The following is a 26,286-nucleotide window of genomic DNA, read 5'->3' as shown; positions in this document are numbered from 1 at the left end:
TGCCCTCCGGCGTGCGACGACGCCCGGAGAGGCGATCTCACAAGCCGCTGAGACCGCCACAGCAGCGCCGAAATGCCTTGCCTGGCGTCCAGCAAGGCCGACGGTGTGAGGGCCTCGCGTTTGTCGAAGCATGCTGTGGAACGGTCCCACGGGTCAATATGGGACTGGCATGATGTCACGAGTGATCAACTACCGCGATCAGACGAGATTACGTCGGAGTGCCAGGATCGGTCCGCGTTTGACGACCGCTCCGGTCGCTGGTCGCGTCGTGCGCTCACGGAGGGCTGACGTGAGCGAGAGTCGTACGGGAGTAGGTAAGTGGTCGAGCACCGTGCAGAACTGGTTACAGACGCTCGCGTCTGTCGCTACGGTTGGTGCCCTGGCGTTCACGGCAGTACAAGCAAATGCCGCTCTGCAGCAGAATGTTACTGCTCAACAGCAGAAAACCACTGAGACGCTGGGACAGGCTGTCGAGCAACTAGCTTCCGAAAAGATCAGCGTTCGCATTTTGGGAGTCCACGCGCTAGGGCGTGTTTTCCGGGAGAGCCCGGATGACCGGCAAGCCATTGTGGCGGGGCTTTCTCGATTCGTTCAGGATCGCTCGGCCGAGAATCCTCAAACCACTCGCTATCCTTGGATTGGGCCAGAGGAGGACGTTCAGCGTGCCATTACGGTGCTTAGTTCGAGCGCTGGGCAAGAACTCTCAGCTAACATCGATCTAATTAACGTGAACATGACCGGCGCCCGGCTCGAGAAGGCTAACCTTAGCCATGCCCAGCTGATTGGCACGAACCTCACCTATGTGAGGGCTGATTCCGCGAACCTCGCGGGAGCGTACCTAATGGATGCGAAGCTGGTAACCGCTGAGATGCCGTACTCCAACCTTGCCGGTGCTTCATTAGATCATGCGGATCTCACCGGTGTTCAGTTGAGTCGTGCGAACCTTAATGGCGCGAGGCTATTTCTCGCCAACCCCAGCGGAGCGACGTTCGATGGAGCTAGATTTGTCGGTGCGAATCTTGCTGGTGCGAACTTGTCAGGTTCTTACCTCGGTGGCGCGGATCTCACACGCGCGGATTTGACCGGAGCGAATCTGCTTGGCGTGACGGGTCTGTCGCAGCATCAAATTGATTCCGCTTGCGTTAACGCAAGTACGAAGCTGCCTCCCGGTTTAAAGGCGCCCCGGGAGATGCGAGCTGAGTGCGTTAACGGCCCAGGGACTGTGTTTAGCTGAAACACGTTCAGGATTCACGAGGGTGTTATCTAGGCTTCCTAGTACATACAGTCGGCGGCGGTTGCGGCTACCAGGATCGAGCCGACCTGAGTGAAGCTGCTAACCACGTCGGTCCACTTAACTGGCTGACTGGCTGCGGCCAGGATGAGAGTCGTATACCCCACATGGGGAGGTTAGCGGATCAAAATCGTCCTTGGTGCGGGAGCAGCTGTGGCGGTTTCTGAAACCACCCCGAACACTGGCTTGCGCATGTTACGTTGATCAAGTGACGAACGGGCCATTGCGAAGCTTAGGAAAGTCAGGGTTCGGGCTTATTTTCGCGCTTGTTGCGGACATCTCCGCAACTGTAGCGGTACTCAATACCCCCGCCATCATCGCTCTTCTGCGTGCGCACGCAGAGTTAGCCGTATATGTCGTGGCCGTCATGCTTGGTGGGCTCCTCGTGGTGCTTGATCTACTTTTTCGAAAATCGGCGGAAGTTAGGAGTCTAAAATCGGAAATTGCGTCCGCCACTACGCGGGATAGGGAAGCGTTTAAAGGCGCCCTTGCTGAATTCTCATTTGATGCAGGGTCAATCGAGTTTATTAAGAACGGGTTCCTGGTCACCAGCTGGCGCCGAGGGGAGTACCTCGAGCTAAAAAGCGCGGAGAGGAAGTGGAGGGAGGTCATCTTTGACGACCCGGAGGTCAATGGGGAATTTCGCCGATTTTTGGCCAGGTTAGGGGACCTGATCGATTGGATGGCGAGATTCGGTGAACCCAATCCTCTTGACGATCACGTTAACGATGACAGCGAGCGTTTCCGTATCATTTTTTCCATGTCCAGCGAGGAGCGTGATCGCGCTGTTGGAGCTGGTGAGTACCTGGCGCAGGAAATCATCGAGATTCGCCGCTCTTTTGAGAAAGTCGGCCGCCAGAACGGGTTGTAGCGAATCCGAGCTCAGCATCGAGAAGTAGGGCGTTCTGTCTGTGCGGAGGATGGCGCAGTCCGCGCCGGGGCTCCTCGTCGCGAGAGGTTCGCGTCAGTCCGCGCGAGCTGTTGCCGCTGACAGCCCCTTAGGAACTAAACCCGTTCCCTCCCTTGGTTTCGCGGATGGCTTTCGCGAGCTCGATCAAGCCGTTCCGGATGTCGTGACCTGCGTCGGTGATCGCTTCGGCGATCCTGTCGCGGTTCTCTTCGTTCGTCTCCCGGTACGCCTTGCCGAATGCCTCGATGGCTCCCATTGAGGTAGCGGCGTCGCCGTTACCGAGGGCGCGCAGCGCTGCTGCGGTTTCGACCAGCGAATCTGCGATTGCGCGCGCGTCGGCGGACGGTTTTGGGTTCTTGGCCTCGCTCAACTGGACTCCTTGGTGGCTGTTGGCATCAACGTCTGACCGCTCCTGGCCCAACCCAGTCGCGTCTTCAGCCAGGCTGTGCAGTCGTTCGTCTGCTGTCGATCCCGTTCTGAGGATTCGAGCGGCCGTTGCTTGATGGTTGATCCACTTGGCGATGAGGCTCATGCACTGTGCGTGGTCGCCAGCTTCCAGAGCTTGTAGCGCTTCTAGTACGGGTCGCTCATCAGTGCGAAGAGCGGTGATTGACCACCCATTCCTGCTGCTGCCATGCGTGATGTCGGCGCGTCGGCCATGTGCAAAACATCTCGCAGAAGCGACCTGGCCAAGAAGCTGAGCAGTGTCGGCCTGCCGATCTAGTTCGTCAGCTCGGCGGGCGATGTCGTCCTTACTGAGCTGGGGATTGAACAGCGCGTCGGCTACCGCATCGCGGTTGATGTAGATCGTGACCCACTTTGACGTGCGCCAGATCAAGAGCTTTGAACCGCCGGGAGTGGTCTGAACTTCGGGGTCTTCCGACATCGATTCCTACCTTCGGCGAGCGAATAGCGACCGGAGGAGCGATCTCACAGGCCGTTGAGATCGCCACAGCGGCGATGAAAGGCCTTGCCTGGTGTCCGGGCAAGGGCGGAGGTGTGGTGTGAGCTGGCTAGTCGGTGCCGTGAAGCAGTCGTTCGAGGTCTTCGGCCGGCGCCGCGCACCGGAATCCGGTGTCGTCGTCGCACATGGTCTCGTTGGCGTCGTTGAACTGCGACGGGACCGCGCGGTCAAACTGGCTGGTCCAGGCTCCGCCCTTGAGCTCGCGCCGCCCGGGCGTGGACTGGGTGTCGAGCCATTCCCAGACGTTGCCGCACATGTCGTAGACGCCGTACGGGCTGGTCCCGGACTGGTAGCAGTCGACGGCCGTCGTGGTGCCTACGCCGTTCTCGCGGACGTTGCACTTGGCCGGCGTCGGCTGGTCGCCCCACGGGTAGGTCGCACCGCGGGTTCCCCTGGCGGCCTTCTCCCACTGCTGCGCGGTTGGGAGCGTCTTGCCCGCCCACTTCGCGTAGGCGGCGGCGTCCTTCCACGTCACCCAGACCACGGGGTGGTTGGCCAGTTCTTTCGGGAAGGTGCCGTTTTCCCAGTGCTGTGGCGGTTCGTGCCCGGTCGCGGCGACGAACTGGGCGTAGTCGGCGTTGCTGACCAGGTAGATGTCGATGTAGTACGACGGCACCCACAGCGGGGTGTTGCTCGGGCCGGCCTGGTAGATGCTGCCGTCGACCTTGACCATCGAGCTGCCGGTGAGCGGGTGGCGAACCTGGCTGCTCCCAATCGGTTCGATGGTCTCGGCGCCGGAGATCTCCGCACCGCCGGTGAGGCCCTTGAACCGGGCCTTGGTGTCCGGGTCGGACATCCGCAAGGCCGTGTCCAGGATCGCCTGGTTGACCGGGATCGGGGTGACATCTGAGCCTTTGGCTTCCCACTTCGAGATGTTGCGCTCACTCACGCCCAGGTGGGCAGCGAACTCCCGAAGACTCAGCCGCATCGCGGTGCGAAGAGCCTTGATCTCGGTCCCCGTCCAAACCTGCACATTCGCCACTTGCCAGCTCCCCTGTCACGACTTCCGCAGGGAAGCCTAAAGGTCATGCCCGCGTGGCTACACCCTTTCGCCTGGGATGTCTGCGTACAGCCCGCGCAGCTCGTCAAGAACGGGGTGTTCCTTGGGCCATTCCTTGCTCTCAACGGCCGAGACCGCCCGGAGGCCGGTGGCGGCGTTCGTCGCGAAAACGGCGTCCATCTCGTCCAGGTCGGAGAGCGTCACCGGCTCCACAACCACCGACTCGTCGAACTCCTGCTGAAGCAGGGTCATGGTGACACCGGACAAGTACTCGGCCTTGGGCCAGATGATCTGTCCATCTCGGACGAAGCCGATGTTCGAGGTCGCGATCTCGCTGATAGTGCCGTTGGGGTTGAGAAACAGCACGTCATCGAAGCCGTCCCGCTGGGCGATGCGGCGTCGGCGGAGCGCGGCGTACAGGCCGATGTGCTTCACCGGCGGATCATCGCGGACGTAGGAGATCGCTCGAAGCCGCAGCGGTGATGCGATGCCCGGAGAGGCCTCACGCGTGGTCACGAGAACGTGCGGTTCGGCGTCGTGGCCGATCGTGCCGAGGCTGAGCGCGGGGTCATAGATCGTCACGCGGGCCGTCGTCAGAGCCGGCGCGTCTTCGAGCGCTAGGCGGACGAAGTGCCGGACGCGGTCGACGTCCAGGTCGACGTCGAAGAGCTGGCGGCAGTCGCGCAAGAGCCGCTGCATGTGGTGGGACAGGCCGCGTACGTGCCCCTCCTCAACCCTCATCGACGTGAAGTGGCCGTAGTTCGTCAAGGCCAGGGTCTTGACCTGCTCCATGTCGGGCGGCGTGCCGTTGAGCTGCATGGGGACCAGCTTGGCAGCTGACCGGCCAATTCTGAACTTCAACGGAACCGGAGTGCAGCACGAGTTCAGGGGCGCCGGTTCAGCACGGGTTCAGTGCAGGGCGTTCGAGGACAGTTCTTTGCAGCTCGCTGAGACCGCAATCTGGATATGTCAGCGGAACGGGCAAGCGAAAATCCCTCAGCGAGAAGGAGAAAGTCATGGCGAAGCAGGCGTTTCCCGGAGTCCAGACCGGCGGCGGCATCATGCCCAAGCTCATCGGCGCGGCCGTCACCTTCGCGGTCCTGGTCCTCATCGTGAAGCACCCCGCCGAGTCGGCCGTGTGGGTCAAGGGCGCGTTCGAGCTCTTCATCGCCCTGGTCAACGGCATGGCCCAGTTCTTCCAGGGACTCATGGCATGACGGCGCCGGCCACGAAGCGGTTCGCGCTACTCGTCGCGGACGCGGCTGATGAGGTCGTCAAGCCGCCCTTCCAGGGCGTTGATGGCGGCGTCCGCCTGCTGAACCGTCTTGCGAAGCTCGGTCAGCTCCGAGCGCGTGCGGGTGAGTTCCGCAGCCACGTCGACCTGCTCCGAAGGTTCCCGGACGTAGGCGCCGGCGTTGGTCCGGATCGTGACCACGCCGGCGTCCCGGAGCAGGCGCACGGCAGCCAGCGCGGTGTTGACCGCAACCTCGTACTCCTCCGCGAGCAGGCGATATGTCGGCAGCTGGGCACCCGGGGCGAATTCGCCGGCGTCGATCCGCCCCTGTAGGGCGTCCGCCACACGCCGACTAGCTGGGCGCTTGTCCTCGTGCGCGTCGTCAGTAGCCACGTGATCAGCGTACTCGGCATGTCTTGAGACATGGGTTGACAGCTCATCCCGCGCGCCCTAACGTCTCGCGACATAGAAATATCTTAAGACATCAGGAGGTAGAGATGCCCAACCAGGGCTACGGGTCCCTCGGTGCCGAGCTGGCCCACTGCGAGGACGAGCTCAGCGAGTTCGAGCAGGAGGCGGTGCAGGACTACTGGTCGCAGGTCATCGCCGAGGAGCTCGGCGAGCTGCCGGTGGCGCCGTTCATCTGGTCCGAGCTGGGCGCGGGGGAGCGGACGCGACTGCGGCGCTACGAGCGTCGCGAGGCCGGCGCGGTGCTGCGGCTGATCACGACCGAGGCGGACTCCGGGGAGGCGGCGTGAACGGGCTGATGAGTTGGCTGTTGTCCGGGCGGCGAGTGCCGCGGTTTTCGACCAGCGACGGTTCCCGAGGCGCTCGGCGGCGGCGTGAGCTGACCTGCGGCGAGCACAAGCCGAATCGTGGTGAGCAGGTCAGCGAGGTGTCGGTGCGGTGGACCTGCGACTGCGGTGCCTACCGCTTCGAGATCGACGCACCCCCGCCGCACGGCGACGAGATCCCCACGACGGCCTACCTGGAGATGGAACGCAGGGGCTTGCAGGGCAAGAAGGGGCCGTGGCGGTCCCAGATCACCGGTAAACCCCTGCAAGTCGACCCCGCCGAACCGGCCGCCGAGGAGGCCGAGGCACACGCCTCGGAACGGGCGCAGAGCGAGCTGCGCTGCGACCGGCTGGCCCGCGAGTACGTCAAGCGGTACGGGCCGTATGCGGCGCGGGATGAGGGCTACGCGGCGGAGCACCGCAACGACGTCTGGATGGCCGAGGCCCTGTTCAAGGCTGCCGATCGCGTCGACGGCGGCGAGACCACCTGGCCTTTCTGATGCCCCGGCCCAACAGCCCTTCCGCCAAGAACGCCTGTTGGACCGGGTCTCCCACCGATCACCAAACCGTTAGGAGATCTCTAATGCTACGGATCACCGCTAGCCCCTATGGGGGTGCGTGATGACCACCGCGAAGAGCGCTTACCCGGTGCCGGTCGCCGAGCTACTGCCGCAGGCCCGCCAGCTGGTCAAGCACCTGGGCCGGACTCCGAGCCGCAACCAGCTCATGGCCGAACTACGAATCGGGGCTCCCAAGGCCCGCGAGCTCCTCGACCGTTTGGCCGAGGAGGACCAGGCCAAGACTCCCAACCCGGGCGGTCTGCACGTGGTCGCCGAACCCGCCGAGGCCCACCACGACGAGAGCACCGAGACCGAGGCCGAAGCCGCCGAGGTGGAGCAGGCCACCGAGCCTGAGCCGGTTCCGACGGAAGCGCAGGGGGCGGAACACGAGGCGGAGTCTGCGCCGACCACGACCACCGCAGACCCGGCCAAACCCGCCGACAAGCAGGCGGTGAAGCCGATGGCGGTGTGGCCGGTCATGTTGCTGGCTCTGCCAGCGTTCGTGGCGATCTGGTCTGGGTGGGTCGGGCTCGGTCAGCTGACCGGGTTCGGGATCGTGCACCCGCTTCCGGGGATCGCGGATGGGTTCGCGATCAACACCGCGATCACCCTGCCGATTGGGGTCGAGACCTACGCCGCCTATGCCCTGCGGGTCTGGCTCTCGGGCCAGGTTCCGGCCCGTGCTCGCCGGTTTGCGAAGTACTCCGCCCTGGGCTCGCTCGCCCTCGGTGCCCTGGGGCAGATCGCTTTCCACCTGATGAAGGCCGCCGGGATGACCTCGGCGCCCTGGCTCATCACCGCTGCCGTGGCCTGCCTGCCGGTTGCCGTGCTCGGCATGGGCGCGGGCCTGGCTCACCTGATCAAAGACACCCACCGGGAGGTGCAGCAATGACCGAACAGCCCCAGAACCACAAGCCCACGGGCAGCGAGCACCAGGCGGAGGAGGAGCAGGCGCGGGTGCTGCGCTTCCCCTCCGAACGCCTCAACCACGACCAGGCCCAGGTCGAGGCCGAGGCCGGTGCTGAGTCGCAGGTGATCGACGGCGAGTTGGTCGACGACGACCAGGACCAGCAGGTCGACCAGCCCCAGACCGAGGCGGGTTCGAGCCTGGTTCGCCGTGAGAAGCGCGAACCCGTCCTGCCCGCCTGGGCGAGCAGCGTCGAGGAGTTCCGGGAGACTGCGAGGTGGGCGGTCAGCTATGCGGGACACACGCTGGCGTTCCACGCGGTGCGGTGCCCGGTCTACCTCGCCCGCATCCTCATCCGCGTCCCGCAAGGCACCTTGCGGCTACTGCGCGGTTTCCTGCGATGGGTGACCGATGCCGAGGGTCAGCCTGTTCGGCACGCTGCCGCTGACCGCGCCGACGCCGCCGAATACCTCCGCCTGTCCGGACAGCGTGATAGCCGGGTTCGGGGGCGGGTCTACGCCACAGTGGGCCTGGGCGCGGCGGCCCTTGCGGCGTTCTTTCTCGGCCGTGAGCTGCTGCCGGAGCTGGTGCAGTACGCGATCGTGGCTGGCGCCGTGGGTGCGGTGGGTTGGTTGGGTGCTCCGGCGGATCAGCCGATCGCTTCGCGTGCGGTGGAGGCGACGAAGGTGCCGAAGCTGACCAGCAACGCCGTCGAAATCGCCCTGGCCTCCCTGGGCATCTCCGGGATCAACCAGGCAATAGGCAAGGGCGGCGAAGGCATCGGGTTCCCCAAGCCGATCTCGCGCGACGGGAAGGGCTGGCGCGCGGATATCGATCTCCCGCACGGGGTGACGCCGGGGGACATCATGGACCGCCGCGAAAAGCTCGCCTCCGGGCTCCGCCGCCCGCTGGGGTGTGTGTGGCCCGAGGCCGACAACGGTGAGCACGCCGGCCGCCTGGTCCTGTGGGTGGGGGATCAGGACATGCGCAAGGCCAAACAGCCCGCTTGGGCGCTGCGCAAGGGCGTGCGCGTGGATCTCTTCCAGCCGCAGCCCTTCGGCACCGACCAGCGCGGCCGCTGGGTCGACCTCCGGTTGATGTTCACCTCGGTGGCCATCGGTGCGATCCCGCGTATGGGCAAGACCTTCGCGCTTCGCGAGCTCCTGCTCATCGCCGCACTCGACCCGCGCGCCGAGCTGCATACCTACGACCTCAAGGGCACCGGCGACCTCGACCCCCTGGAAAAGGTCACCCACGCCCACGGCGTCGGAGACGACGACGAAGAGATCAAAAAGGCTATTGCCGACCTGCGGAAACTCCGCGACGAGCTCCGCCGCCGAGCCAAGCTCATCCGGGATCTGGCCAAGCAGGGTCTCGCGCCGGAGAACAAGGTCACCCCGGAACTCGCGGGCAAGAAGAGTTTGGGTCTGCATCCGATCGTGATCGGGGTGGATGAGTGCCAGGTGTGGTTCGAACACCCCGACCACGGCGAGGAGTTCGAAGCCATCTGCACCGACCTCGTCAAACGCGGACCCGCCCTCGGGATCATCATCATGCTCGCCACCCAGCGCCCGGACGCGAAGAGCTTGCCCACGGGGATCTCGGCGAACGTGTCGACGCGGTTCTGCTTGAAGGTGCAGGGCCAGACCGAAAACGACATGGTCCTCGGCACCTCCAAGTACAAACAGGGCGTCCGTGCGACGACGTTCGCGTGGGCGGACAAGGGCATCGGCTACCTGGTCGGCGAAGGCTCCGACGCCCAAATCGTCCGCACCGTCGCGGGTTTGGATGGCCCGGCCTCGGAGAAGGTCGCTGCCTACGCCCGCACCTTGCGTGAGCAGGCCGGAACACTGACCGGTCACGCCATCGGCGAGGCCCCGGAGGTGGACGAGTCGGTGTCCAAGAAGGACACGTTGCTCGAAGACATCCTGTCCGTGGTCGGTGAGACCGAGAAGAAGGTCTGGAACGAGCGTGTCATCGCCCGGCTCTACGAGCTGCGGCCGGAGGTCTACGGCACCTACCGGGAGTCGGCCGACCTCACCGCGGCTTTGAAGCGGCACGGCATCCGCACCGCCCAGGTGTGGGGCACCACCGACGACAACAAGGGCGCCAGCCGCATCGGCATCACCCGCGCCGACATCGCCCAAGAAGTCGCGGAACGTAATCGCCGCGAGGGGTCCGGCTAGCCCTCGCCGGGTCTCTAGACCTAGACGACCGGCCTTCTAGGTCTAGAGGCCCCGCTAGACCCCCATCCCTCTTCTCACCAGCGCCCTAGTCCCTAGAGGCGCGTGGGCCAGTGCGCTCAAATACGGCCCAGGAGGCCATCTGTGACCCCCGCCGACTCCGCTAGCACCGTCCTGTTCCTCGTCATCGTGTTGGTCACGTTCGGTTACGGAGTGACGTGCTGGTTCTGGCCGTTCAAGGCCTGCCGCACCTGCCGAGGCTCCGGCAAATTGCGCTCTCCGTTCCTGCGCGCCATCCGTCTCTGCCCGCCCTGCAACGGCACCGGCCTCCGTCTGCGTGCGGGTCGCCGGGTCATCAACGCCGCTCGCCGCATCCACCGCGCCAACCACCACCGCCACTGAAAGGAGGGCAGCCATGACCACGAACCTGACCATCGCCAGCTGGTTTGCCGCCCAGGGCATGTACGTCTTCCCGCTGCGGCCCGGCAGCAAGCGCCCGTTCGCCAACTGCCCGCACTGCAAGGCCGGTCACGCCGCCCCGGCCGCGTGCCGGTGCCTGACCGCCGAGCAGCCCTGCCATGGGCTCCTCGCCGCCACGATCGATCAGGAGTTGATCCGGCAGTGGTGGACCCGCGCCCCCGGTGGCGGAGTGGGTATCGCGACCGGGCCGTCCGGGCTGGTCGTGCTGGACCTCGACCGCAAGCCCAAGCCGCCGGCCCCGGCCGCGCACGACGTGCCGAGCCTGGTGGGCGACGGGTTGGAAGCCCTCGACGCCCTGGCCATCGCCGCCGGCGCATCTTGGCCGACCACGCTCACCGTCGCCACGCCCTCCGGTGGCCGCCACCTGTACTTCCGCGCTCCGCACGGTCTGCGGGTGCCCAGCGACGCCACGGGCCGAGTGGGGCACCAGATCGACGTCCGTGCCCTGGGCGGCTACGTGCTGGCACCCGGAACCAGCACCACAACACCCCCGGAGGACGTCGCCGGGTCCTACACACGGATCTCAGCGGCCGCTGAGATCGCCGAGCTGCCCGGCTGGTTGCGGCCCCGGGTCATGCCCCGGCTGCACCAGCACCGGCAGCCCTCAACCTCACGGCAGCCCGCCCGGGTGATCACGTGCCGGGCTACTGGCAGCGCGTCTGGGAAGGCCAGCTGTCGAAGGTCGAAACCGAGCCGGGGGAGCGCTGGCGGCTCATCTATGCGGCCGCTCGGCGCCTGGCCAACCTCGCCACCCACGACACCGCCCCCTGGACGGCGACCGAGGCGATCGACGCCCTGACCGCCGCTGCACTCCGTCGACGCGAGCGCACCGGCAAGCCGCTCGAACCCGCCGCCGCCCGGCGCAACGCCCTCCGGGGTTGGGAGCGCGGAACCCACGACGGCCCGGAATCCCTGCTGGGACGAGGCGCGGCATGACCACCACCGACATGAAGGGAGGTAGCCCGATGACGGCACCCACCACCGGCGCCGAGCTCCTGGACGAGCTCCACCAGGCGGTGACGCGCTACGTGATCCTACCGAGCCCGCAGGCCGTCGACGCCGTGGTCTTGTGGATCGCCGCGACCCACGCCCAGCCCGCGTGGGCGCACGCCCCGCGCCTGGTCATCCGTGCTCCCGAGAAGCGCTGCGGCAAGTCTCGGCTCCTCGACGTCGTCGAAGCCGCTTGCTACGAGCCGTTGATCACCGTCAACGCTTCGCCGTCGGCGGTGTACCGCTCGATCGACGAGGACCCGCCCACGATGCTCGTCGACGAGGCCGACACGATTTTCGGCGCCGACGCTGGCAGCAACGAGGACCTGCGCGGCCTGCTCAACGCCGGTCACCAGCGCAACCGCCCCGCGATCCGATTCGACGCCAACACCCGCAAAGTCGAAGCCATTCCGACCTTCGCAATGGCCGCGTTGGCCGGGATCGGCGCCATGCCCGACACGATCGAAGACCGAGCGGTCGTGATCCGGATGCGCCGCAGGGCGCCGGGCGAGAAGGTCTCGCCCTTCCGCCACCGCCGCGACCGGCCAGCGCTGACCCGCCTTGCCGACCGGATCAACGAGTGGCTGCGCGCCGACCTGGACAAGCTCGAAGCCGCTGAACCGGAAATGCCGCTGGAAGACCGAGCGGCCGACACCTGGGAACCGCTGATCGCCCTGGCCGACCACGCCGGAGGGACGTGGCCGGAGCGAGCAAGGCGATCCGCGGTTGACCTCTTGGCCGAAGCCAACGACAACGACCAGGGGACCATCCGGACTCGGCTGCTGGTCGACATCCGCCGTGCCTTCGCCGATCAGCAGGCCATCTCCACCAGCGACCTCCTGGGCAAGCTCAACGCCGACCTGGAAGCACCGTGGTGCGAGTACGGCCCCTTGGGCCTCAACCCCAACAAGCTCTCAAAGCTGCTGGCGGACTTCGAAATCCGCTCCGGCAACGTGCGGTTCCCGGACGGCACGCAAGCCAAGGGCTACCGCCGATCGGACTTTGTCGACGCCTGGCAGCGCTACTGCCCGCCGGAGACACCTCCGGCAGAGGCGTCCCAGCCGTCCCAAGCGTCCCAGCCCAGGTCAGCGCGGGACGGCACCACCGCCCGGGACGGCACCAGCCGTCCCACCCAGAACACCGGCCCAGTCCCGTGGGACGGCACAAGCTGTCCCAACACCCCAAGCCGTCCCGCGCTGACCTGCATCGGGACGGATGGGACGGCTGGGACGGCAATCCCGCACGCCGCGAAGCAGAGGGGGATCGCATGACCGATCGAGTCCGTTCGCTCAGTTCGTCTCGACCGAAGGGAACAGCGCCGATGCCGCGCCGACGTGAGTACCTGTCGATCCCCGATCTATGCGCCGAACTCGGCATCAGCAGGGACACCTTCTACAAGTGGCGCGCCAGGGGGACCGCGCCGCGCTGCACGAAGTTGCCGAACGGAGCACTCCGAATCCTCCGCGACGACCTCGAAGACTGGCTGAACGACCGGAAGGAAGTGGCCTGAATGCAGAGCTACGACGTGCGCATTTGGGCCATCACCGCGCGTAAGAACAAGGACGGGAAGGTAACGAGCTACCGGCTCCGTTGGCGAGTCGGACGCGAGGAGTTCGAGGAGACGTTCAAGAAGCGTGCGCAGGCCGATGGCCTTCGGGCTGAGATCGTATCCGCCCAGAACCGCGGCGAGCCGTTCGACACCTTGACCGGTAGGCCCGTATCGCTCGGTAGGGCAACGCGGGACATGCGTTGGTTCGAGTTGGCCTGCAACTACGTCGACATGCGCTGGACGGAAGCTGCCGCGAACACGCGCCAGACCATCGCGGAGGCCCTGATCAGGGTGTCACCGGTCTTCTTCAACGGCGGTAGGGGCAAGCCGGCCGACGCGGAGATCCGTTCGATGCTGCGGGGCTGGGCGTTCAACTCTGATCAGCGGGCCAAGGGTGTGCCAGAAGAGCACCGCGACGCGATTGAGTGGTGCATCCGGAATAGCCTGCCGATCAGCGTCGTCCTGGACGAGGCGAAGCAGCGCGAGTTGCAGCAAGCAGCGCTCGTGAGCCGGGGAGGCAAGAAGTACGCGGCAACGGTGGCGCGTCGAAATCGCGCTGTGCTCTCGCACTTCCTGTCCTACGCGGTCGACGAGAAGGCCCTAGAGGCAAACCCGCTGCGGAACGCGAAGTGGGAATCCATGCCGAAAGGCAGCCGCTCGATCGACCCCCGAACGGTGCCAAACCCGGTGCAGGCGCGGACATTGTTGCGAGCCGTGAGCGAGATCCAACGAAGTGGTCCGAGGCTGGAAGCCTTCTTCGCAGTGATGTACTTCGCCGCACTTCGACCTGAAGAAGCCGCAGCTCTGACCAAGGACGATCTCAACTTGCCGAAGCGGGGATGGGGCGAGATCTACGTCAGCAAAGCACACCCGCATGCCGGCAAGCACTGGACCGGAACCGGCCAGGCGCGGGAAAAGCGCGGAGTGAAGGCACGAGCTGCGGGGGAGGGGCGCCCAGTGCCATGCCCGCCAGAACTTACGGAGCTACTACACAAGCACATCAAGGCGTATGGCGACGGAAATAGCGGTCTCCTGTTTGAAGGAGACAAAGGCGGAGGCATCCCCAAGATCACCTACACGCGAGTGTGGAGAGCAGCTCGGGCGGCTGCATTCACGGAAAAGGCTGCCCAGTCCCGCCTAGCGGAGCGACCGTACTCGCTTCGGCACGCAGCAGTGAGCACCTGGCTGACTGCCGGCGTTGATCCGACAACCGTGGCTCGATGGGCTGGGCACTCCGTTGCGGTCTTACTGGAGACCTACGCCTCGTGTCTCCACGGTCAGGACGTGATCGCTCGCCAGCGTGTTGAGAACTTCTTCGGGTACCGGCGTGAGTAACACGGTGTCAGAGCTGGCTTAAAAACGCGAACCGACCTAGCTGCCCCAGCCAGCCGTTCCTGGCTGGGGCGGCGGTGTGTCACGGTGATAGGCGTTTTGTCGCGCTCCGATTTTCCCATTCCGGCCCAAGAACGTCCGTCGTGCAGTAAAAGAGGATCATGACCAACTTCCCGGCTACCTCTGAATCGAACACGCGGCGCGACCCGGACTGGCCCAGGTGCAGCCATCCTGGGCGGTTGCCACGGTGTACCGGGGTCCAGGTCGATGGCTTTGGGAAGTGCCTAGCTCACTTATCTCCTGAGGAGCGAGACGAGGCTCTATCGCGGCTGTGTCGGTCCGGCCGTCTTGACTTCCGTGGGACTCACATGTCACGGGAGCTGCTCGCGCTAATACTCGACGCAGTAGGCGATGACAATGGTCATCCGGCTTTCGAGGGCGACGTATGGTTTGACGGGGCGACCTTCAAGGACGACGCTCGGTTCAGCAATGCGACCTTCGGTGGCGAAACCTCGTTCATCGGAGTGACCTTCGAGAGAGATGCCTTGTTTGACGAGGCGACGTTCGTTGGTGATACTTGGTTCAGCAATTCGAACTTCAGCAACGAAGCATCGTTTGAACTAGCGACCTTCAACGCGGGCGCTCAGTTCGAAGAAACGACCTTCGGTCGCGAAGCCTCCTTCATCGGAGTGAATTTCGGAGGGCAAGCTTGGTTTTCCGGTGCGATCTTTACCGGCGAGGCCCGGTTTGAGGAAGTAGCCTTTGGTGGCAGGGCCCAGTTCGAGCACGCGGCGTTCGCCGACAAAGCTTGGTTCGAAGAAGCTACGTTCAGTGCGGGCGCCCACTTCAATGATGTGGCATTTAGTGGCAAATCCTGGTTCTACGGGGCGATATTTACTGGCAAAGTTTCGTTCAAGCGGGCGGCCTTTGAGGTGACCGAGTCGTTCGGGCTAGTGGTGGCCAGAGTAATAGATCTTTCTCACGTCGTGTTTAGCAGGCGTGTCTTGTTGCAAGTGTCGGCCGCCAAATTCAATTGCAACGAGACTCGGTTCGAGGCGGGGGTGGTGCTGCAGCTGCACAACGCAGAGGCAACCTTCAGGCGTGCGGAGTTTGCGGCGCCATCCACGATCGCCAACGCTTCTCATCCGCCTGCAGGGTGGGTTAGATCAGTCGAACTGGAAATAGTCGAGTGGGAAGTGGAAATCGGCCAGCGGACCCCAGCGTTGACTTCCTTGGAAGGAGCGGACGTCACGGACCTGGTGGTCACTGACGTCGACCTGTCGCGCTGTAGGTTCGCCGGCGCACATCACCTGGATACGCTTCGGCTGGAGGGCGATTGCAAGTTCGCTTTGCCCCCGAAAGGTATCCAGTGCGGCTGGAGATGGCCGCCGGTATGGAGGTGGACACGCCGGCAAGTCCTAACTGAGGAGTGCAACAGACGAGCAGGCTTGAAAAACCCCGAATGGACGACTGCCTCACAGTCCGCTGTGCCGCCCGTGCAGTTGAATGCCAAGCGGGTAGCCGCAGTGTATCGGGACCTGCGAAAGGCTCAGGAAGACAGCAAGAACGAGCCAGGTGCCGCTGACTTCTACTACGGCGAGATGGAGATGCGCCGTACAGACCGTTCCACTGCATGGCCGGAACGCCTGATCTTGTTCCTGTACTGGTTGGTTTCGGGTTACGGGCTACGGATGACTCGAGCGCTGATCTGCTTAATTTCGCTGATCGCTATAGCGATGGTCATTTTGTACTTGGTTGGATTTGGTGGGTCTCCACCGGGTTCTCGGGCCGTGCCGCCGCCGAACTTGGGAACGTGTCTCCTGTTTGTGGTAGAGAGCGTTGTGTCATTGCAGCCTAAACTTGCCGGGTTGCCTAGCCTCACCTGGCAAGGCGAGGTGGTCAGGGTGGCCATGCGGCTCTTAGGTCCGCTCCTCCTCGGTTTGGCAGTGTTGGCGATCAGGAATCGTGTCAAACGGTGATCAATACCCAACGTGCCCGTTACGGCCCTTATGTCCTGATCTTCGGAACGGCAGACAGGAGTAAGCACACATACCTGGCTATGGGAAGAAGTGGATCTCTGTGCATGTCGCGCCAAGAGGTTAGAGCAGCTGTGCCCGTGAATCGCCCGTAGATACCGACTGCTGTCGGCTTACGGTGGCTGACAGTGGCCGATCGAGCGATCGGCCACTAAGTGCTCCATGCCTGGTCAGAGCCAGTACCCCGTGGTTGCCTGAAGCGCCCCCGGCAGGATTCGAACCTGCGACACCGGCTTTAGGAGAGCCGTGCTCTATCCCCTGAGCTACGAGGGCCTGATCGGAGGGTACCTGGGTGGGGGTTCGGGTTCGGCACCTGGTGGCGTCTGCGGGCTGTTTCCTCCGCTGTTCGCGGTCGTTGCTCGTGGTCGGGTGGTCGTTACGGTTGGTGGGCTTTGGGGTGGCCGGGTCGTGGGGCGTCGTCGTTGTCCGCCTCGGCGTCCTCGGTGGTTTCTCGGTCTCGAACGCGCGCCGGTTGGATGGTCCATAGGGGACGCCTGAAACAGGCTGTGTGGCGGCGTTTTCGAGCTTCATCGGTCGGGTTATTGGGTGGTCTCCGGTTGGTCTGTGCCGTTCTCGACTCTGTTTCGGCCTGCTCTCTTGGCCTTGTAGAGGCCGATGTCGGCGGCTGCGAAGAGTTGGTCCAGGTTGTGGGGGCCTGAGGCCACGCCGATGCTGACCGTGGGTTTCTGCTCCAGCCTGCCCAGGACCAGGCGCCAGTCGTGGGCGTTGACCGCTGCGCGGATGCGTTCGGCGACGACCGGGCCGGCTTCGCGGGAGTCCTCGGCGGCGTCGACGAGCAGGACCACGAACTCGTCGCCCGCCCACCGACACAGCAGGTCGCCCGCGCGGCATTCGCGACGCAGCAGGTTGGCCACCTCCTGCAGGACGACGTCGCCCGCGGTGTGGCCGGCGAAGTCGTTGACCTCCTTGAAGTAGTCGACGTCGAGCAGCACCAGCCACGGGACCCGGCCGGCGGAGGCGTTGCGTTCCAGCAGGACCGGGGCCATGCGTTCCAGGCCCAGGCGGTTGGCGAGGCCGGTGAGCGGGTCGCGGAGGGCGGCTTCGCGGGCGGCCATCGCCATGCGCTGCGCCTGGGTGGCGACTCTGCGCTGCTCCAGGGCTTGGCCGAGGCCTTCTTTGAGGATGTCCACGGCCGACACGGCTGCCGTCACCGCGCGGCGCAGGGCCGCTGCCTCGCCCACCGGGTCGCCGAGCTGCTTGCAGATCTCGGCGAGTTCGCGGGAGAACCGCATCATCAGGAACGACTCGTGGATGTTCTCGGCGCTCTCGAGCGCGCGGCTGGCGAAGGTGCGGGCCTCGGTCAGGACGCCCTGCGAGCGTCTGATGACGGCCAGCACCCAGTTCGCCAGCGCCATCGCGTAGCCGTCGGAGTTGTCGCGGCTGAGGGTGAGCGTCTCGTGCGCGACGCGCTCGCCCGACTCCACGTCGCCGGTGCCGACCAGCGACCGGGCCAGGCAGGCCAGGGCGCTGCGCTTGACGCGTCCCGGCTTGGCCAGCGACTGGGCTTCTTCGCAGAGCTCGCGGGCCGCGGCGAACTGGTGGGCGGCCTGCTCGGGCTGGTTCGCGGCGCGGAACACCCGGGCGATGCCTTCGCGGAGCTCGCAGTGGGCGAGTGAGGGCTGGTCGCCCGAGTCGCGGGCGATCTGCACCGCCAGCGACATCAGGTCCATCGCCGGACCGCGCCGCCCGATGCCCTCCAGCAGGAATCCCAGCATGCTGACGGTGTGCGCGGCCGATCCGCCGCTGGGCGGCTGCGTGTCGAGCTCGGTCCAGCCCTCGGCGATGAGCTCCAGGGCGAGCGGGATGCGGCCCAGCCGCCAGGCCAGCAGGGCGCGGTGCACCAGCACCGTGGAGCGGACCCAGCGGTCGTCGACGAAGTTCGTGCCGCCGGCGAGCAGCTCGTCGAAGGCGGCATCGGCCTCGGCGAAGCTGCCAGCGTCGAGCAACCGCCTCACCTGGCGGTCCTGGGCCGGGATGTGCCCGGCGAGCGGTTGTTCCTCCGGCTGCACCGCGACCTCGTCGTGAGCACGTCATCGTGGCCGCTCGGATGAGCGACCTGTCCGAGGTTACCGGTTGCGACCGCGCCCGTACGCTTCGTAGTGGATGACGTCGTCCAGAGGCATCCGCTGGCGCCAGCCGTGCCGTTCCAGGTCCGGGGTCTCGGCGAGCTCGCGAACCGGTCCCACGCACAACCATGCCACCGGCCTGACCTCGGAGGGAACTCCCAGCAGGCGTCGGAGGAACTCCTCGCGGTAGAAGCTGACCCAGCCGACCCCGAGACCTTCGGCGGTCGCCGCCAGCCACAGGTTCTGGATCGCCAGGCACACCGAGTACAGGCCGGCGTCGGCGATGGCGTGCCTGCCCAGCACCTGCGGCGCACCTCGGCGCGGGTCGTAGGTGACGGCGATGCCCAGCGAGGACTCCACGATGCCCTCGACCTTGATCTTGCTGAAGGTGTCGGCCCGCTCGCCGTCGAGCTTGCTGGCGAACACGCTGCGCTCGGCCAGGACGTGCTCGCGGAACGTGCGGCGCGTGTTCGCGTCGCGGACCAGGATGAAGTCCCAAGGCTGGGAGAGCCCGACGCTCGGCGCGGTGTGCGCGGCGTTGAGCACGCGGCGCAGCACCGGCTCGGGGAGTTCGGCGCCGGAGAACTCGCGGCGGACGTCCCGCCTGCGGTTGATCACGTCGTAGAGCTCGGCGGCGGGAGCGGAATCGGTCAGGCTGGGGTTGTGTCCAGGGGTCTTCATCGCGATCAATGCTGCACCGGGGATACCGGCCACCCGGGTCCAGGGTGACCGGTATCGCACGGCGTTCGACCGGATCGTCCTATTTGTGGTGATACGGGAGCAGCGCCATCTCGCGGGCGTTCTTGATCGCCTTGGCGACGTCGCGCTGCTCCTGCGCGGTCAGTCCGGTGACCCGGCGCGAGCGGATCTTGCCCCGGTCGGAGATGAACTTGCGCAGCAGCGCCACGTCCTTCCAATCGACCTGGACGACGCCCTCGCGCTGCAGGAGGTTCGGCTTCTTGCGGCGTTCGACGGGTCGGCGCACGCGATCACCAGCTCGACTTGGTCACGCCGGGCAGCTCGCCCTTGTGCGCCATCTCGCGCAGGCGCACGCGCGACAGCCCGAACTTGCGGAAGTAGCCGCGCGGACGCCCGTCCACGGTGTCCCGGTTGCGCAGCCGGACCCGGCTGGCGTCCCGCGGCTGCCGCTGCAGCTCGCTCTGGGCCTCGAAACGGGCCTCCGGCTCGGTCTCGGGCGAGGCGATGATCCGCTTCAGCTCGGCCCGCCGCTCGGCGTACCGCTCGACGACCTCCTTGCGCTGCTCGTTCCGAGCGATCTTCGACTTCTTGGCCACGATGTCCTCTCTGCTGTGCGTCCTCGACCAGTGGTCTCGTGATTTCAGTGGAAATCGGGGTGCGGAATTCAGTGGAGATCGGGTTCCTGATTTCCACTGAAACCCGGTCGCTCCCGGGGGTGTGCGCCTGACCTGGGGTTTGGGCGGGTCAGCGTTCTTCTCTGAACTCGACGTGCTTGCGGGCGACCGGGTCGTACTTGCGGAGGCGCATGCGGTCGGGGTTGTTGCGCCGGTTCTTGGTGGTGACGTAGGTGAATCCGGTGCCCGCGGTGGAGCGGAGCTTGATCACCGGACGGGTGTCGGTGCTCTTGGCCATCAGAAGCGTTCCCCTCGTGCGCGCATGTCGGCGACGACCGCGTCGATGCCGCGCTTCTCGATCGTCTTCATCCCCTTGGTCGACACCCGCAGCCGGATCCACCGGTTCTCGGCGGGCAGCCAGTAGCGCTTGTTCTGCACGTTGGGCAACCAGCGGCGGCGGGTTTTGCGGTGGGAGTGCGAGATCTGGTTGCCGTAGCCCGGCTTCTTGCCGGTCACCTGGCAGCGGACTGACATGACCTACCTCTCGATAACGACATCCATTTTCATATAGCTGACGGCCAGGGTAGCGTGTCGGCAGCGAAGATGAAAACCGTTGTCGATTGAGGTGGGGATGTTCACCGATCCGTCCGACCGGACGCCGCTGCTGCTGGTGGCCGGCCTCCGCGAAAGCCAGGTCGCCGAGGCGGCCGAGGTCGCGCGCCTCCGCGACCCGTCAGGAACCGCGCTGGTGCACGCCGACCTGCGCTCGGTCGCCGAAGGAGTGGTGCGCCGCGAGGTCCGGCACGGCGATCACGTCGACAGCCACGTCCTCGAACTCGCGCACGGCTGCGTGTCCTGCACCCTGCGCGAAGACCTGCTGCCGCTGCTGCGCAGGCTCGCCGCCGCGCCCGACATCAACCGCATCGTCATCCGGCTCGACCCGGCGCTGGAGCCCGAGGCGATCTGCTGGGCGCTGCGCCACGTCGAGGTCGACGGCCGCCCGCTGCTCACCGACGTCGCCATCGAGGCCGTGCTGACCACCGTCGACCTCGAGACCTGGCTGCCCGACGCCTCCGGCGAGGAGGAGCTCGCCGAGCGCGGACTGGGCGGCAGCGCCGACGACGAGCGCACCGTGGCCCAGGTGGCCGTCGGGCAGGCCGAGTTCGCCGACGCGATCGTGCTGGTCGGAGCCGCCGAGGACCGCTGGCAGCGGGTCCGCACCGAGGCCGTGCTCGCCCGGCTCACCCCGTCGGCACCGCTGGCCCACCTCGACCACCTGGACTTGCCCGCACTCCTGGCGCGCATCCCCGAGGACTCCCGGCGAGGCGAGGTCGACGGGCCGCACGGCCGGCTGCTGCGCGGCCAGCCGTCGCTGGACACCGACGCGGGCGTGGCCACCGTCCTGTTCGAGGAGCGCCGCCCGTTCCACCCGAAGCGGCTGCACGAGGCCGTCGACATGCTGCTGGACGGCGTGATCCGCACCCGCGGCCGGTTCTGGGTGGCCAGCCAGCCCGACGACTCGCTGTGGCTGGAATCCGCGGGCGGCGGGCTCGCCGTCGCCCACGCCGGGCCGTGGCTGGCGACCGTCGACGACTGGGACGGCCTGTCCGACGACCGGCGGCTGCGGGCCGCGCTGACCTGGGACGACTACTACGGCGACCGGATGAACGAGCTCGTGGTCATCGCCCACGAAGCCGACCCGCACGAGATCGTCCGCGCGCTGCGCGACGCCGTGCTCACCGACGACGAGCTCGCCGCGGGCGAGCAGGAGTGGGCGCAGTACCCGGACCCGTTCGCCGACTGGCGCACCGAACCGTGCGCCGAACCCGCTGAATCCGAGTTGAAGGGAAACCAGTGAAACCCGACATCCACCCCCGCTACGAGCCCGTGGTGTTCCAGGACCGCACGACCGGCAAGAGCTTCCTCACCCGCTCCACCGCGACCTCCGACGCGCGCATCGAGTGGGAGGACGGCAACACCTACCCGCTGATCACGATCGACGTGACCGCCTACTCGCACCCGTTCTGGACCGGCAACCAGCGGGTCATGGACACCCAGGGCCGCGTCGAGAAGTTCCGCCGCCGCTACGGCGACCGCCGCCGCTGAACCGCTCGACTCCCCGAAAGGACCCGACATGGCAGTTCCGAAGCGCAAGACCTCGCGGGCCAACACCCGGCACCGCCGCTCGCAGTGGAAGGCGAAGGCGCCCGAGCTGGTGCCGATCGTGGTCGACGGCGAGCGGAAGCTGGTGCCGCGCGCGCTGATCCGGCACTTCCAGGAGAAGTGAGCGCAACCGGCGCGCGTCGTCACGCCGAGTGAACGACGCGCGCCGGACCGAGACGGCCGTCACCTCGACGGGCGAGGTCCGGCGGGGCTCTCAGCTCGTTCTCAGGGCAACGGGTAACACTGTCCGCATGCGCATCCTCGTCGTCGACGACGATCGTGCCGTGCGGGAGTCGCTGCGAAGGTCCCTGCAGTTCAACGGGTACCAAGTGGAGCTCGCCGCGGACGGTCAACAAGCACTGGACCACCTGGCCGACAACCGCCCGGACGCCATGGTCCTCGACGTGATGATGCCCCGGCTCGACGGTCTGGAGGTCGCGCGGCGGCTGCGCAGCACCGGCGACGACCTGCCGATCCTGGTGCTCACCGCCCGCGACGCCGTCTCCGACCGGGTCGCCGGGCTCGACGCCGGCGCCGACGACTACCTGCCCAAGCCCTTCGCCCTCGAAGAGCTCCTCGCCCGGCTGCGCGCGCTGCTGCGCCGCGCCACCCCGCCCGAAGGCGGACCCGACGCGCAGCCCGCGGCGCTGCGCTTCGCCGACCTGGAGCTGGACCCGGGAACCCGCGAGGTCCGCCGCGGCGAGCGCTCGATCAGCCTCACCCGCACCGAGTTCGCCCTGCTGGAACTGCTGATGGCGCACCCCAAGCAGGTGCTCACCCGCAGCAGGTTGCTCGAGGACGTGTGGGGTTACGACTTCCCGACCTCGGGCAACGCCCTGGAGGTCTACATCGGCTACCTGCGCCGCAAGACCGAGGCCGAGGGGGAGACGAGGCTCATCCACACCGTGCGCGGTGTTGGCTACGTGCTCCGCGAGACGCCGCCGTGATGGGCAATCCGATGGCCGTTCCCGCGCCGCCACCACCCGACCTGGACGACCCGCCGCCGCCCAGCAGGTTGCAGCGGGTGTCGCTGCGCAACCGCGTCACCTGGCTGGCCGCGATGTGCGTGGCCGGTGCGGTGGCGCTGGTGTCGGTCGGGGCGTTCGTGACGGTGCGCGACAGCCTCTACCAGCAGCTCGACGACAGCCTCACCGAGCGCGCGGTGGAGGCGGCCGAGGGGCCGCTGGTGCGCACCGCCGACTTGCAGCAGGTCCCGGTGGCGTTCTTCGTCGCCACGAACTTCAAGATCAACGTCCTCTCCGCCGACGGCACCGTGTTCGGCCCGGAGCAGCGACCGCCGATGAGCGTGCTGGAGCTGTCGGTGGCCAAGGGCGAGGTCCAGCGCTCGCTGCGCACCGACAAGCCGAGCAACAGCCGCGTCGTCGCGGTGCCCACCGGGCGCAACGCGGCCCTGGTCATGTCGACCTCCCTGCAGCCCACTCAGCGGACGTTGGCGCAGCTCAGCGTGGTCCTGGTGGTGATGGGCGGAGCCGGCATCCTGCTCGCCGCGGCCGCCGGAACCGCGGTGGCGCGCGCCGGTCTGAGACCGGTGCAGCGGCTGACCGCGGCCACCGAACGCGTCGCGCTGACCGGTGATCTGCGGCCGATCCCGGTCAGCGGCGACGACGAGCTGGCGCGGCTGACCGCGAGCTTCAACGGGATGCTCAGCGCCCTGGCCGAGTCCCAGGAGCGGCAGCGACGGCTGGTCGCCGACGCCGGCCACGAGCTGCGCACGCCGCTGACCTCGTTGCGCACCAATCTGGAGCTGCTGCTCGCGGCCGCCCGGCCGGACGCGCCCGCGCTGTCCGAGCAGGACCGGCAGGAGATGTTCTCCGACGTCCAGGCCCAGGTGGAGGAGCTGTCCGCGCTGGTCGGCGACCTGGTCGAGCTCGCCCGCGAGGACACCCCGCAGGCCGTGCACGAAACGGTGGACCTGGTCGACGTCGTCGAGCGCGCGCTGGGCCGGGCCCGCAGGCGCGCGCCGCGCACCGAGTTCGACGTGCGGCTGCACCCGTGGGTCATGATGGGCGATGCGACCGCGCTGGAGCGGGCGGTGCTGAACCTGCTGGACAACGCGGCGAAGTGGAGTCCCGAGGGCGGCCACGTGCGGGTCGACCTGCAGCCCGAGGAGGGCACCGGGCTGACGGCTCTGGAGGTCGCCGACAGCGGACCGGGCATCACCGAAGCCGACCGTCCCTACGTCTTCGAGCGCTTCTACCGGTCGTCGGACGCGCGGACGCTGCCTGGTTCCGGGCTCGGGCTGTCGATCGTCAAGCAGGTCGCCGAGCGCCACGGCGGATCGGTGCTGGCTGCGGAGGCCCCCGAGGGCGGTGCGCTGCTGCGCATGACGCTGCCGGGAAACTCTCAGCAAAACGAACAGCAATGAACACCCATTCGCAAGTTCAAGCCCCAACTCCCCGGCTGTCGGGCCGGTAATCCGTCAGGTATTGTTGGTTTTTGTTGACTTGATGACGGAAAGCTGACGCCCGGCCAGGGAGTGGACGTGCTCGCACGACAACGCCAGGAAGTGATCCTCGACGAAGTGCGGCGCACCGGAGCCGTGCAGGTGGGCGAGCTGGTGCAACGGCTCGGCGTGTCGGACATGACGATCCGCCGCGACCTCGACGCCCTCGCCCGCCGGGGCCTCGTCGAGAAGGTCTACGGCGGCGCGACCTCCACGATCGGCACCAGCACCGACGAACCGGGCTTCGAGGCCAAGTCCGTCCGGCAGCTCACCGAGAAGGAAGCCATCGCGAAGCTCGCCGCCGACGAGATCCAGCCCGGCATGGCGATCGGCCTGTCCGCCGGAACCACCACCTGGACGCTCGCGCGCCAGCTCGACGACATCCCGGACCTGACCATCGTCACCAACTCGGTTCGCGTCGCCGACGCGCTGCAGCAGCGCGGCCGCGTCGACCGGACCGTCGTGCTCACCGGTGGTGTCCGCACCCCGTCCGACGCGCTCGTCGGACCCGTGGCCGTGCAGTCGCTGCGCTCGCTGCACCTGGACCTGGTGTTCCTGGGCGTGCACGGGATGGCCCCGCGCGCCGGCTTCACCACGCCGAACCTCAACGAGAGCGAGACCAACCGGGCCTTCGCCGAAGCCGCGGGCCGGTTGGTGGTGGTCGCCGACAGCTCCAAGTGGTCGACCGTCGGCATCTCCACGATCGTCGACTTCGACGAGGTCGACCTGCTGATCAGCGACGAGGGGCTGCCGCCGGACGCGCGAGAGCTGCTGGGCGAGCACGTCGAACTGCTGCTGGCCGAGCAGCGGTCAACCGAGGAGGAAGTGTGAAGCGCACCGCGCGCCGCCTGGCCGACGGTCGGGAGATCATCTACTTCGACGACGAACCGGGACGGGAGCGCACCGCGGAGGACACCCGCGAGCTCCCGCCCCAGGCCCCGGCGTCGGAGATGCGGCGTGATCCGCTGACCGGTGAGTGGGTGGCCATCGCCGCGCACCGGCAGTCCCGCACCTACAAGCCGCCGGCCGCGATGTGCCCGCTGTGCCCCAGCTCCCCGGGACGTCCCAGCGAGATCCCCGAATCCGACTACGACGTGGTCGTCTTCGAGAACCAGTTCCCGTCGTTCGCGCAGGGCATCCCCGGCGAGCCGACCACCGTCGACGGCATGCCGATGGTGCCCGCCGCACCGGCCCGGGGACGCTGCGAGGTCGTCTGCTTCACCTCCGACCACAACTCCTCCTTCGGCTCGCTGAGCGCGAAGCGGGTCCGCAGCGTCGTCGACGTCTGGGCCGACCGCACCGCCGCCCTCAACGACACCCCGGGCGTCGAGCAGGTCTTCTGCTTCGAGAACCGCGGTGAGGAGATCGGCGTGACGCTGCACCACCCGCACGGGCAGATCTACGGCTACCCGTTCGTCACGCCCAAGACCGAGACCATGCTGCGCGTCGCCGAGCAGTACCGCGCCGAGCACGGCACTCACGTCATGGGCGACGTGCTGGCCGCCGAGCGCGCGAGCGGGGAGCGGGTGCTCATCGATTCCGAGCACTGGACGGCGTTCGTCCCGGCCGCCGCCCGCTGGCCCGTCGAGGTGCAGATCGTGCCGCACCGCCAGGTCCCCGACATCGCCGCGCTCACCGACGACGAGCGGGACGACTTCGCCACCACCTACCTCGACGTGCTCGGCCGCCTCGACCGGCTCTACGACAAGCCGCTGCCCTACATCGCCGCCTGGCACCAGGCGCCGGTGAACACCGGGCGCGATCTGTCGTGGCTGCACCTGGAGCTGTTCTCGGTGCTGCGCAGCGCGGACAAGCTCAAGTACCTCGCGGGGTCCGAGTCGGGCATGGCCGTCTGGATCAACGATGCGACCCCGGAGCAGATCGCCGCGCGCCTCCGCTGAGGCGTCCCGCCGTCGTCGGTGGGCAGAGCGGTTGTGGCCCGAGTTGTGCCGGGCGTTCGGACCAGATCCGCCCCGGCCCCACGCCCTTCGTCCGCAATTGCCGGATTGGTCGGGGTGGGTGAGGACGA

The 26,286-nt window shown here is 66.9% G+C and carries 30 protein-coding genes, 1 tRNA gene and 1 pseudogene; 21 read left to right on the top strand and 11 right to left on the bottom strand.

The genetic code is table 11. From position 1 onward, the window contains the following. Positions 1 to 289: 289 nt before the first annotated feature. Both KBO27_RS34325 and KBO27_RS18340 read left to right on the top strand, forming a co-directional pair. Positions 290 to 1,234, top strand: a complete 945-nt coding sequence (locus tag KBO27_RS34325; protein WP_210971135.1) for a pentapeptide repeat-containing protein — start codon at positions 290 to 292, stop codon at positions 1,232 to 1,234. A gap of 265 nt (positions 1,235 to 1,499) precedes the next feature. After that, positions 1,500 to 2,162, top strand: a complete 663-nt coding sequence (locus KBO27_RS18340) for a hypothetical protein (RefSeq protein ID WP_210971134.1) — start codon at positions 1,500 to 1,502, stop codon at positions 2,160 to 2,162. A 127-nt stretch (positions 2,163 to 2,289) separates the two neighbouring features. Here the strand turns inward: KBO27_RS18340 and KBO27_RS18335 are convergent, their stop codons facing one another. From KBO27_RS18335 to KBO27_RS18325, 3 genes are all read right to left on the bottom strand, one after another. Then, complete coding sequence (locus tag KBO27_RS18335; RefSeq protein ID WP_210971133.1) at positions 2,290 to 3,087, bottom strand: hypothetical protein; 798 nt, start codon at positions 3,085 to 3,087, stop codon at positions 2,290 to 2,292. A gap of 127 nt (positions 3,088 to 3,214) precedes the next feature. Then, positions 3,215 to 4,138 carry an SUMF1/EgtB/PvdO family nonheme iron enzyme gene (locus tag KBO27_RS18330; protein ID WP_372448859.1) on the bottom strand — a complete coding sequence of 308 codons (924 nt, stop codon included), beginning with the start codon at positions 4,136 to 4,138 and terminating at the stop codon, positions 3,215 to 3,217. A 66-nt stretch (positions 4,139 to 4,204) separates the two neighbouring features. Next, on the bottom strand, positions 4,205 to 4,984 hold the full coding sequence (locus tag KBO27_RS18325) for an aminotransferase class IV family protein (protein ID WP_210971131.1): 780 nt from the start codon (positions 4,982 to 4,984) through the stop codon (positions 4,205 to 4,207). Between the two features lie 197 nt (positions 4,985 to 5,181). Between KBO27_RS18325 and KBO27_RS18320 the strand changes: the two genes are divergently transcribed. Next, positions 5,182 to 5,382 (top strand): hypothetical protein, encoded by a 201-nt coding sequence (locus KBO27_RS18320; RefSeq protein WP_210971130.1) that lies wholly within the window; start codon positions 5,182 to 5,184, stop codon positions 5,380 to 5,382. A 26-nt stretch (positions 5,383 to 5,408) separates the two neighbouring features. Here the strand turns inward: KBO27_RS18320 and KBO27_RS18315 are convergent, their stop codons facing one another. Continuing rightward, complete coding sequence (locus KBO27_RS18315; RefSeq protein ID WP_207918454.1) at positions 5,409 to 5,792, bottom strand: GntR family transcriptional regulator; 384 nt, start codon at positions 5,790 to 5,792, stop codon at positions 5,409 to 5,411. Between the two features lie 104 nt (positions 5,793 to 5,896). Here KBO27_RS18315 and KBO27_RS18310 point away from each other — a divergent pair, with 104 nt between their 5' ends. The 11 genes and pseudogenes from KBO27_RS18310 to KBO27_RS18265 all read left to right on the top strand — a co-directional run bounded on the left by KBO27_RS18310 (position 5,897) and on the right by KBO27_RS18265 (position 16,173). After that, positions 5,897 to 6,157: a hypothetical protein gene (locus KBO27_RS18310; RefSeq protein WP_210971129.1), complete on the top strand. Its 261-nt coding sequence runs from the start codon at positions 5,897 to 5,899 to the stop codon at positions 6,155 to 6,157. Next, a complete protein-coding gene (locus KBO27_RS18305) occupies positions 6,154 to 6,693 on the top strand; it encodes a hypothetical protein (RefSeq protein ID WP_210971128.1) in 540 nt (179 codons plus the stop codon). The genes KBO27_RS18310 and KBO27_RS18305 overlap by 4 nt, the downstream gene beginning before the upstream one ends. A 121-nt stretch (positions 6,694 to 6,814) precedes the next feature. Further along, positions 6,815 to 7,645 (top strand): ABC transporter permease, encoded by an 831-nt coding sequence (locus tag KBO27_RS18300; protein WP_210971127.1) that lies wholly within the window; start codon positions 6,815 to 6,817, stop codon positions 7,643 to 7,645. Next, positions 7,642 to 9,846, top strand: coding sequence for an FtsK/SpoIIIE domain-containing protein (locus KBO27_RS18295; RefSeq protein ID WP_210971126.1), 2,205 nt, complete (start codon positions 7,642 to 7,644; stop codon positions 9,844 to 9,846). Before KBO27_RS18300 ends, KBO27_RS18295 begins: the two co-directional genes overlap by 4 nt. A 141-nt stretch (positions 9,847 to 9,987) precedes the next feature. Next, the gene (locus KBO27_RS18290; RefSeq protein ID WP_210971125.1) at positions 9,988 to 10,245 is read left to right on the top strand and encodes a hypothetical protein; all 258 of its coding nucleotides are present in this window, start codon (positions 9,988 to 9,990) and stop codon (positions 10,243 to 10,245) included. A 13-nt stretch (positions 10,246 to 10,258) separates the two neighbouring features. Then, positions 10,259 to 10,822, top strand: a pseudogene (locus tag KBO27_RS34620) (bifunctional DNA primase/polymerase); the annotation flags it as partial. A 137-nt stretch (positions 10,823 to 10,959) separates the two neighbouring features. Continuing rightward, positions 10,960 to 11,259, top strand: a complete 300-nt coding sequence (locus KBO27_RS34615) for a hypothetical protein (protein WP_307870483.1) — start codon at positions 10,960 to 10,962, stop codon at positions 11,257 to 11,259. Further along, positions 11,256 to 12,584 (top strand): DUF3631 domain-containing protein, encoded by a 1,329-nt coding sequence (locus KBO27_RS18280; protein WP_246537507.1) that lies wholly within the window; start codon positions 11,256 to 11,258, stop codon positions 12,582 to 12,584. The genes KBO27_RS34615 and KBO27_RS18280 overlap by 4 nt, the downstream gene beginning before the upstream one ends. After that, positions 12,581 to 12,823, top strand: a complete 243-nt coding sequence (locus tag KBO27_RS18275) for a helix-turn-helix transcriptional regulator (RefSeq protein WP_307870475.1) — start codon at positions 12,581 to 12,583, stop codon at positions 12,821 to 12,823. Before KBO27_RS18280 ends, KBO27_RS18275 begins: the two co-directional genes overlap by 4 nt. Beyond that, entirely contained in the window at positions 12,824 to 14,197 is a 1,374-nt protein-coding gene (locus KBO27_RS18270; protein ID WP_210971124.1) for a tyrosine-type recombinase/integrase, read from the top strand. 365 nt (positions 14,198 to 14,562) lie between these two features. Continuing rightward, positions 14,563 to 16,173 carry a pentapeptide repeat-containing protein gene (locus KBO27_RS18265; RefSeq protein ID WP_210971123.1) on the top strand — a complete coding sequence of 537 codons (1,611 nt, stop codon included), beginning with the start codon at positions 14,563 to 14,565 and terminating at the stop codon, positions 16,171 to 16,173. A 257-nt stretch (positions 16,174 to 16,430) separates the two neighbouring features. Here KBO27_RS18265 and KBO27_RS18260 read toward each other — a convergent pair. The 7 genes from KBO27_RS18260 to rpmB all read right to left on the bottom strand — a co-directional run bounded on the left by KBO27_RS18260 (position 16,431) and on the right by rpmB (position 20,164). Continuing rightward, positions 16,431 to 16,503: transfer RNA gene (locus KBO27_RS18260), tRNA-Arg, on the bottom strand. A gap of 266 nt (positions 16,504 to 16,769) precedes the next feature. Then, a complete protein-coding gene (locus KBO27_RS18255; protein WP_307870474.1) occupies positions 16,770 to 18,260 on the bottom strand; it encodes a GGDEF domain-containing protein in 1,491 nt (496 codons plus the stop codon). Between the two features lie 57 nt (positions 18,261 to 18,317). Beyond that, on the bottom strand, positions 18,318 to 18,998 hold the full coding sequence (gene bluB, locus KBO27_RS18250) for a 5,6-dimethylbenzimidazole synthase (RefSeq protein WP_210971122.1): 681 nt from the start codon (positions 18,996 to 18,998) through the stop codon (positions 18,318 to 18,320). Positions 18,999 to 19,077: 79 nt separating this feature from the next. Next, on the bottom strand, positions 19,078 to 19,302 hold the full coding sequence (gene rpsR, locus KBO27_RS18245) for a 30S ribosomal protein S18 (protein WP_210971121.1): 225 nt from the start codon (positions 19,300 to 19,302) through the stop codon (positions 19,078 to 19,080). Positions 19,303 to 19,306: 4 nt separating this feature from the next. Beyond that, positions 19,307 to 19,612: a 30S ribosomal protein S14 gene (gene rpsN / locus KBO27_RS18240; RefSeq protein WP_132673839.1), complete on the bottom strand. Its 306-nt coding sequence runs from the start codon at positions 19,610 to 19,612 to the stop codon at positions 19,307 to 19,309. 148 nt (positions 19,613 to 19,760) lie between these two features. Next, complete coding sequence (rpmG, locus tag KBO27_RS18235) at positions 19,761 to 19,928, bottom strand: 50S ribosomal protein L33 (protein WP_132619411.1); 168 nt, start codon at positions 19,926 to 19,928, stop codon at positions 19,761 to 19,763. After that, complete coding sequence (gene rpmB / locus KBO27_RS18230) at positions 19,928 to 20,164, bottom strand: 50S ribosomal protein L28 (protein ID WP_210971120.1); 237 nt, start codon at positions 20,162 to 20,164, stop codon at positions 19,928 to 19,930. The genes rpmG and rpmB overlap by 1 nt, the downstream gene beginning before the upstream one ends. A 79-nt stretch (positions 20,165 to 20,243) precedes the next feature. On the opposite strand from rpmB, the gene mrf reads away from it, so the two are divergent. The 7 genes from mrf (at position 20,244) to galT (ending at position 26,158) form a co-directional block, all read left to right on the top strand. Continuing rightward, positions 20,244 to 21,488 carry a ribosome hibernation factor-recruiting GTPase MRF gene (gene mrf / locus KBO27_RS18225; RefSeq protein WP_372448857.1) on the top strand — a complete coding sequence of 415 codons (1,245 nt, stop codon included), beginning with the start codon at positions 20,244 to 20,246 and terminating at the stop codon, positions 21,486 to 21,488. Beyond that, entirely contained in the window at positions 21,485 to 21,736 is a 252-nt protein-coding gene (locus KBO27_RS18220; protein ID WP_132673837.1) for a type B 50S ribosomal protein L31, read from the top strand. The genes mrf and KBO27_RS18220 overlap by 4 nt, the downstream gene beginning before the upstream one ends. Before the next feature lie 28 nt (positions 21,737 to 21,764). Continuing rightward, positions 21,765 to 21,917 (top strand): 50S ribosomal protein L32, encoded by a 153-nt coding sequence (gene rpmF, locus KBO27_RS18215; RefSeq protein WP_132673836.1) that lies wholly within the window; start codon positions 21,765 to 21,767, stop codon positions 21,915 to 21,917. Positions 21,918 to 22,044: 127 nt separating this feature from the next. Then, a complete protein-coding gene (locus KBO27_RS18210; RefSeq protein ID WP_132619419.1) occupies positions 22,045 to 22,740 on the top strand; it encodes a response regulator transcription factor in 696 nt (231 codons plus the stop codon). A gap of 11 nt (positions 22,741 to 22,751) precedes the next feature. Next, positions 22,752 to 24,179 carry a sensor histidine kinase gene (locus KBO27_RS18205; RefSeq protein WP_210971235.1) on the top strand — a complete coding sequence of 476 codons (1,428 nt, stop codon included), beginning with the start codon at positions 22,752 to 22,754 and terminating at the stop codon, positions 24,177 to 24,179. 117 nt (positions 24,180 to 24,296) lie between these two features. After that, positions 24,297 to 25,088, top strand: a complete 792-nt coding sequence (locus KBO27_RS18200; protein WP_210971119.1) for a DeoR/GlpR family DNA-binding transcription regulator — start codon at positions 24,297 to 24,299, stop codon at positions 25,086 to 25,088. After that, complete coding sequence (galT, locus tag KBO27_RS18195; protein ID WP_210971118.1) at positions 25,085 to 26,158, top strand: galactose-1-phosphate uridylyltransferase; 1,074 nt, start codon at positions 25,085 to 25,087, stop codon at positions 26,156 to 26,158. Before KBO27_RS18200 ends, galT begins: the two co-directional genes overlap by 4 nt. Positions 26,159 to 26,286 lie beyond the last annotated feature (128 nt).

The sequence above is a fragment of the Saccharopolyspora endophytica genome (assembly GCF_018070075.1).
Lineage (GTDB): Bacteria > Actinomycetota > Actinomycetes > Mycobacteriales > Pseudonocardiaceae > Saccharopolyspora > Saccharopolyspora endophytica.
Note: the sequence above shows the minus strand (reverse complement) of the source record. Positions and strands in the feature narration are given on the sequence as shown.

Excerpts from the sequence above, each read along its gene's own strand:
- rpmG (WP_132619411.1), bottom strand. The coding sequence starts at position 19,928 with ATGGCCAAGAGCACCGACACCCGTCCGGTGATCAAGCTCCGCTCCACC.
- KBO27_RS18325 (WP_210971131.1), bottom strand. The coding sequence starts at position 4,984 with ATGCAGCTCAACGGCACGCCGCCCGACATGGAGCAGGTCAAGACCCTG.
- bluB (WP_210971122.1), bottom strand. The coding sequence starts at position 18,998 with ATGAAGACCCCTGGACACAACCCCAGCCTGACCGATTCCGCTCCCGCC.
- rpmF (WP_132673836.1), top strand. The coding sequence starts at position 21,765 with ATGGCAGTTCCGAAGCGCAAGACCTCGCGGGCCAACACCCGGCACCGC.
- KBO27_RS18275 (WP_307870475.1), top strand. The coding sequence starts at position 12,581 with ATGACCGATCGAGTCCGTTCGCTCAGTTCGTCTCGACCGAAGGGAACA.
- KBO27_RS18295 (WP_210971126.1), top strand. The coding sequence starts at position 7,642 with ATGACCGAACAGCCCCAGAACCACAAGCCCACGGGCAGCGAGCACCAG.
- KBO27_RS18205 (WP_210971235.1), top strand. The coding sequence starts at position 22,752 with ATGGCCGTTCCCGCGCCGCCACCACCCGACCTGGACGACCCGCCGCCG.
- KBO27_RS18265 (WP_210971123.1), top strand. The coding sequence starts at position 14,563 with ATGTCACGGGAGCTGCTCGCGCTAATACTCGACGCAGTAGGCGATGAC.
- KBO27_RS18280 (WP_246537507.1), top strand. The coding sequence starts at position 11,256 with ATGACCACCACCGACATGAAGGGAGGTAGCCCGATGACGGCACCCACC.
- KBO27_RS18320 (WP_210971130.1), top strand. The coding sequence starts at position 5,182 with ATGGCGAAGCAGGCGTTTCCCGGAGTCCAGACCGGCGGCGGCATCATG.
- rpmB (WP_210971120.1), bottom strand. The coding sequence starts at position 20,164 with ATGTCAGTCCGCTGCCAGGTGACCGGCAAGAAGCCGGGCTACGGCAAC.
- KBO27_RS18270 (WP_210971124.1), top strand. The coding sequence starts at position 12,824 with ATGCAGAGCTACGACGTGCGCATTTGGGCCATCACCGCGCGTAAGAAC.
- KBO27_RS18210 (WP_132619419.1), top strand. The coding sequence starts at position 22,045 with ATGCGCATCCTCGTCGTCGACGACGATCGTGCCGTGCGGGAGTCGCTG.
- KBO27_RS18335 (WP_210971133.1), bottom strand. The coding sequence starts at position 3,087 with ATGTCGGAAGACCCCGAAGTTCAGACCACTCCCGGCGGTTCAAAGCTC.
- KBO27_RS18300 (WP_210971127.1), top strand. The coding sequence starts at position 6,815 with ATGACCACCGCGAAGAGCGCTTACCCGGTGCCGGTCGCCGAGCTACTG.
- KBO27_RS18310 (WP_210971129.1), top strand. The coding sequence starts at position 5,897 with ATGCCCAACCAGGGCTACGGGTCCCTCGGTGCCGAGCTGGCCCACTGC.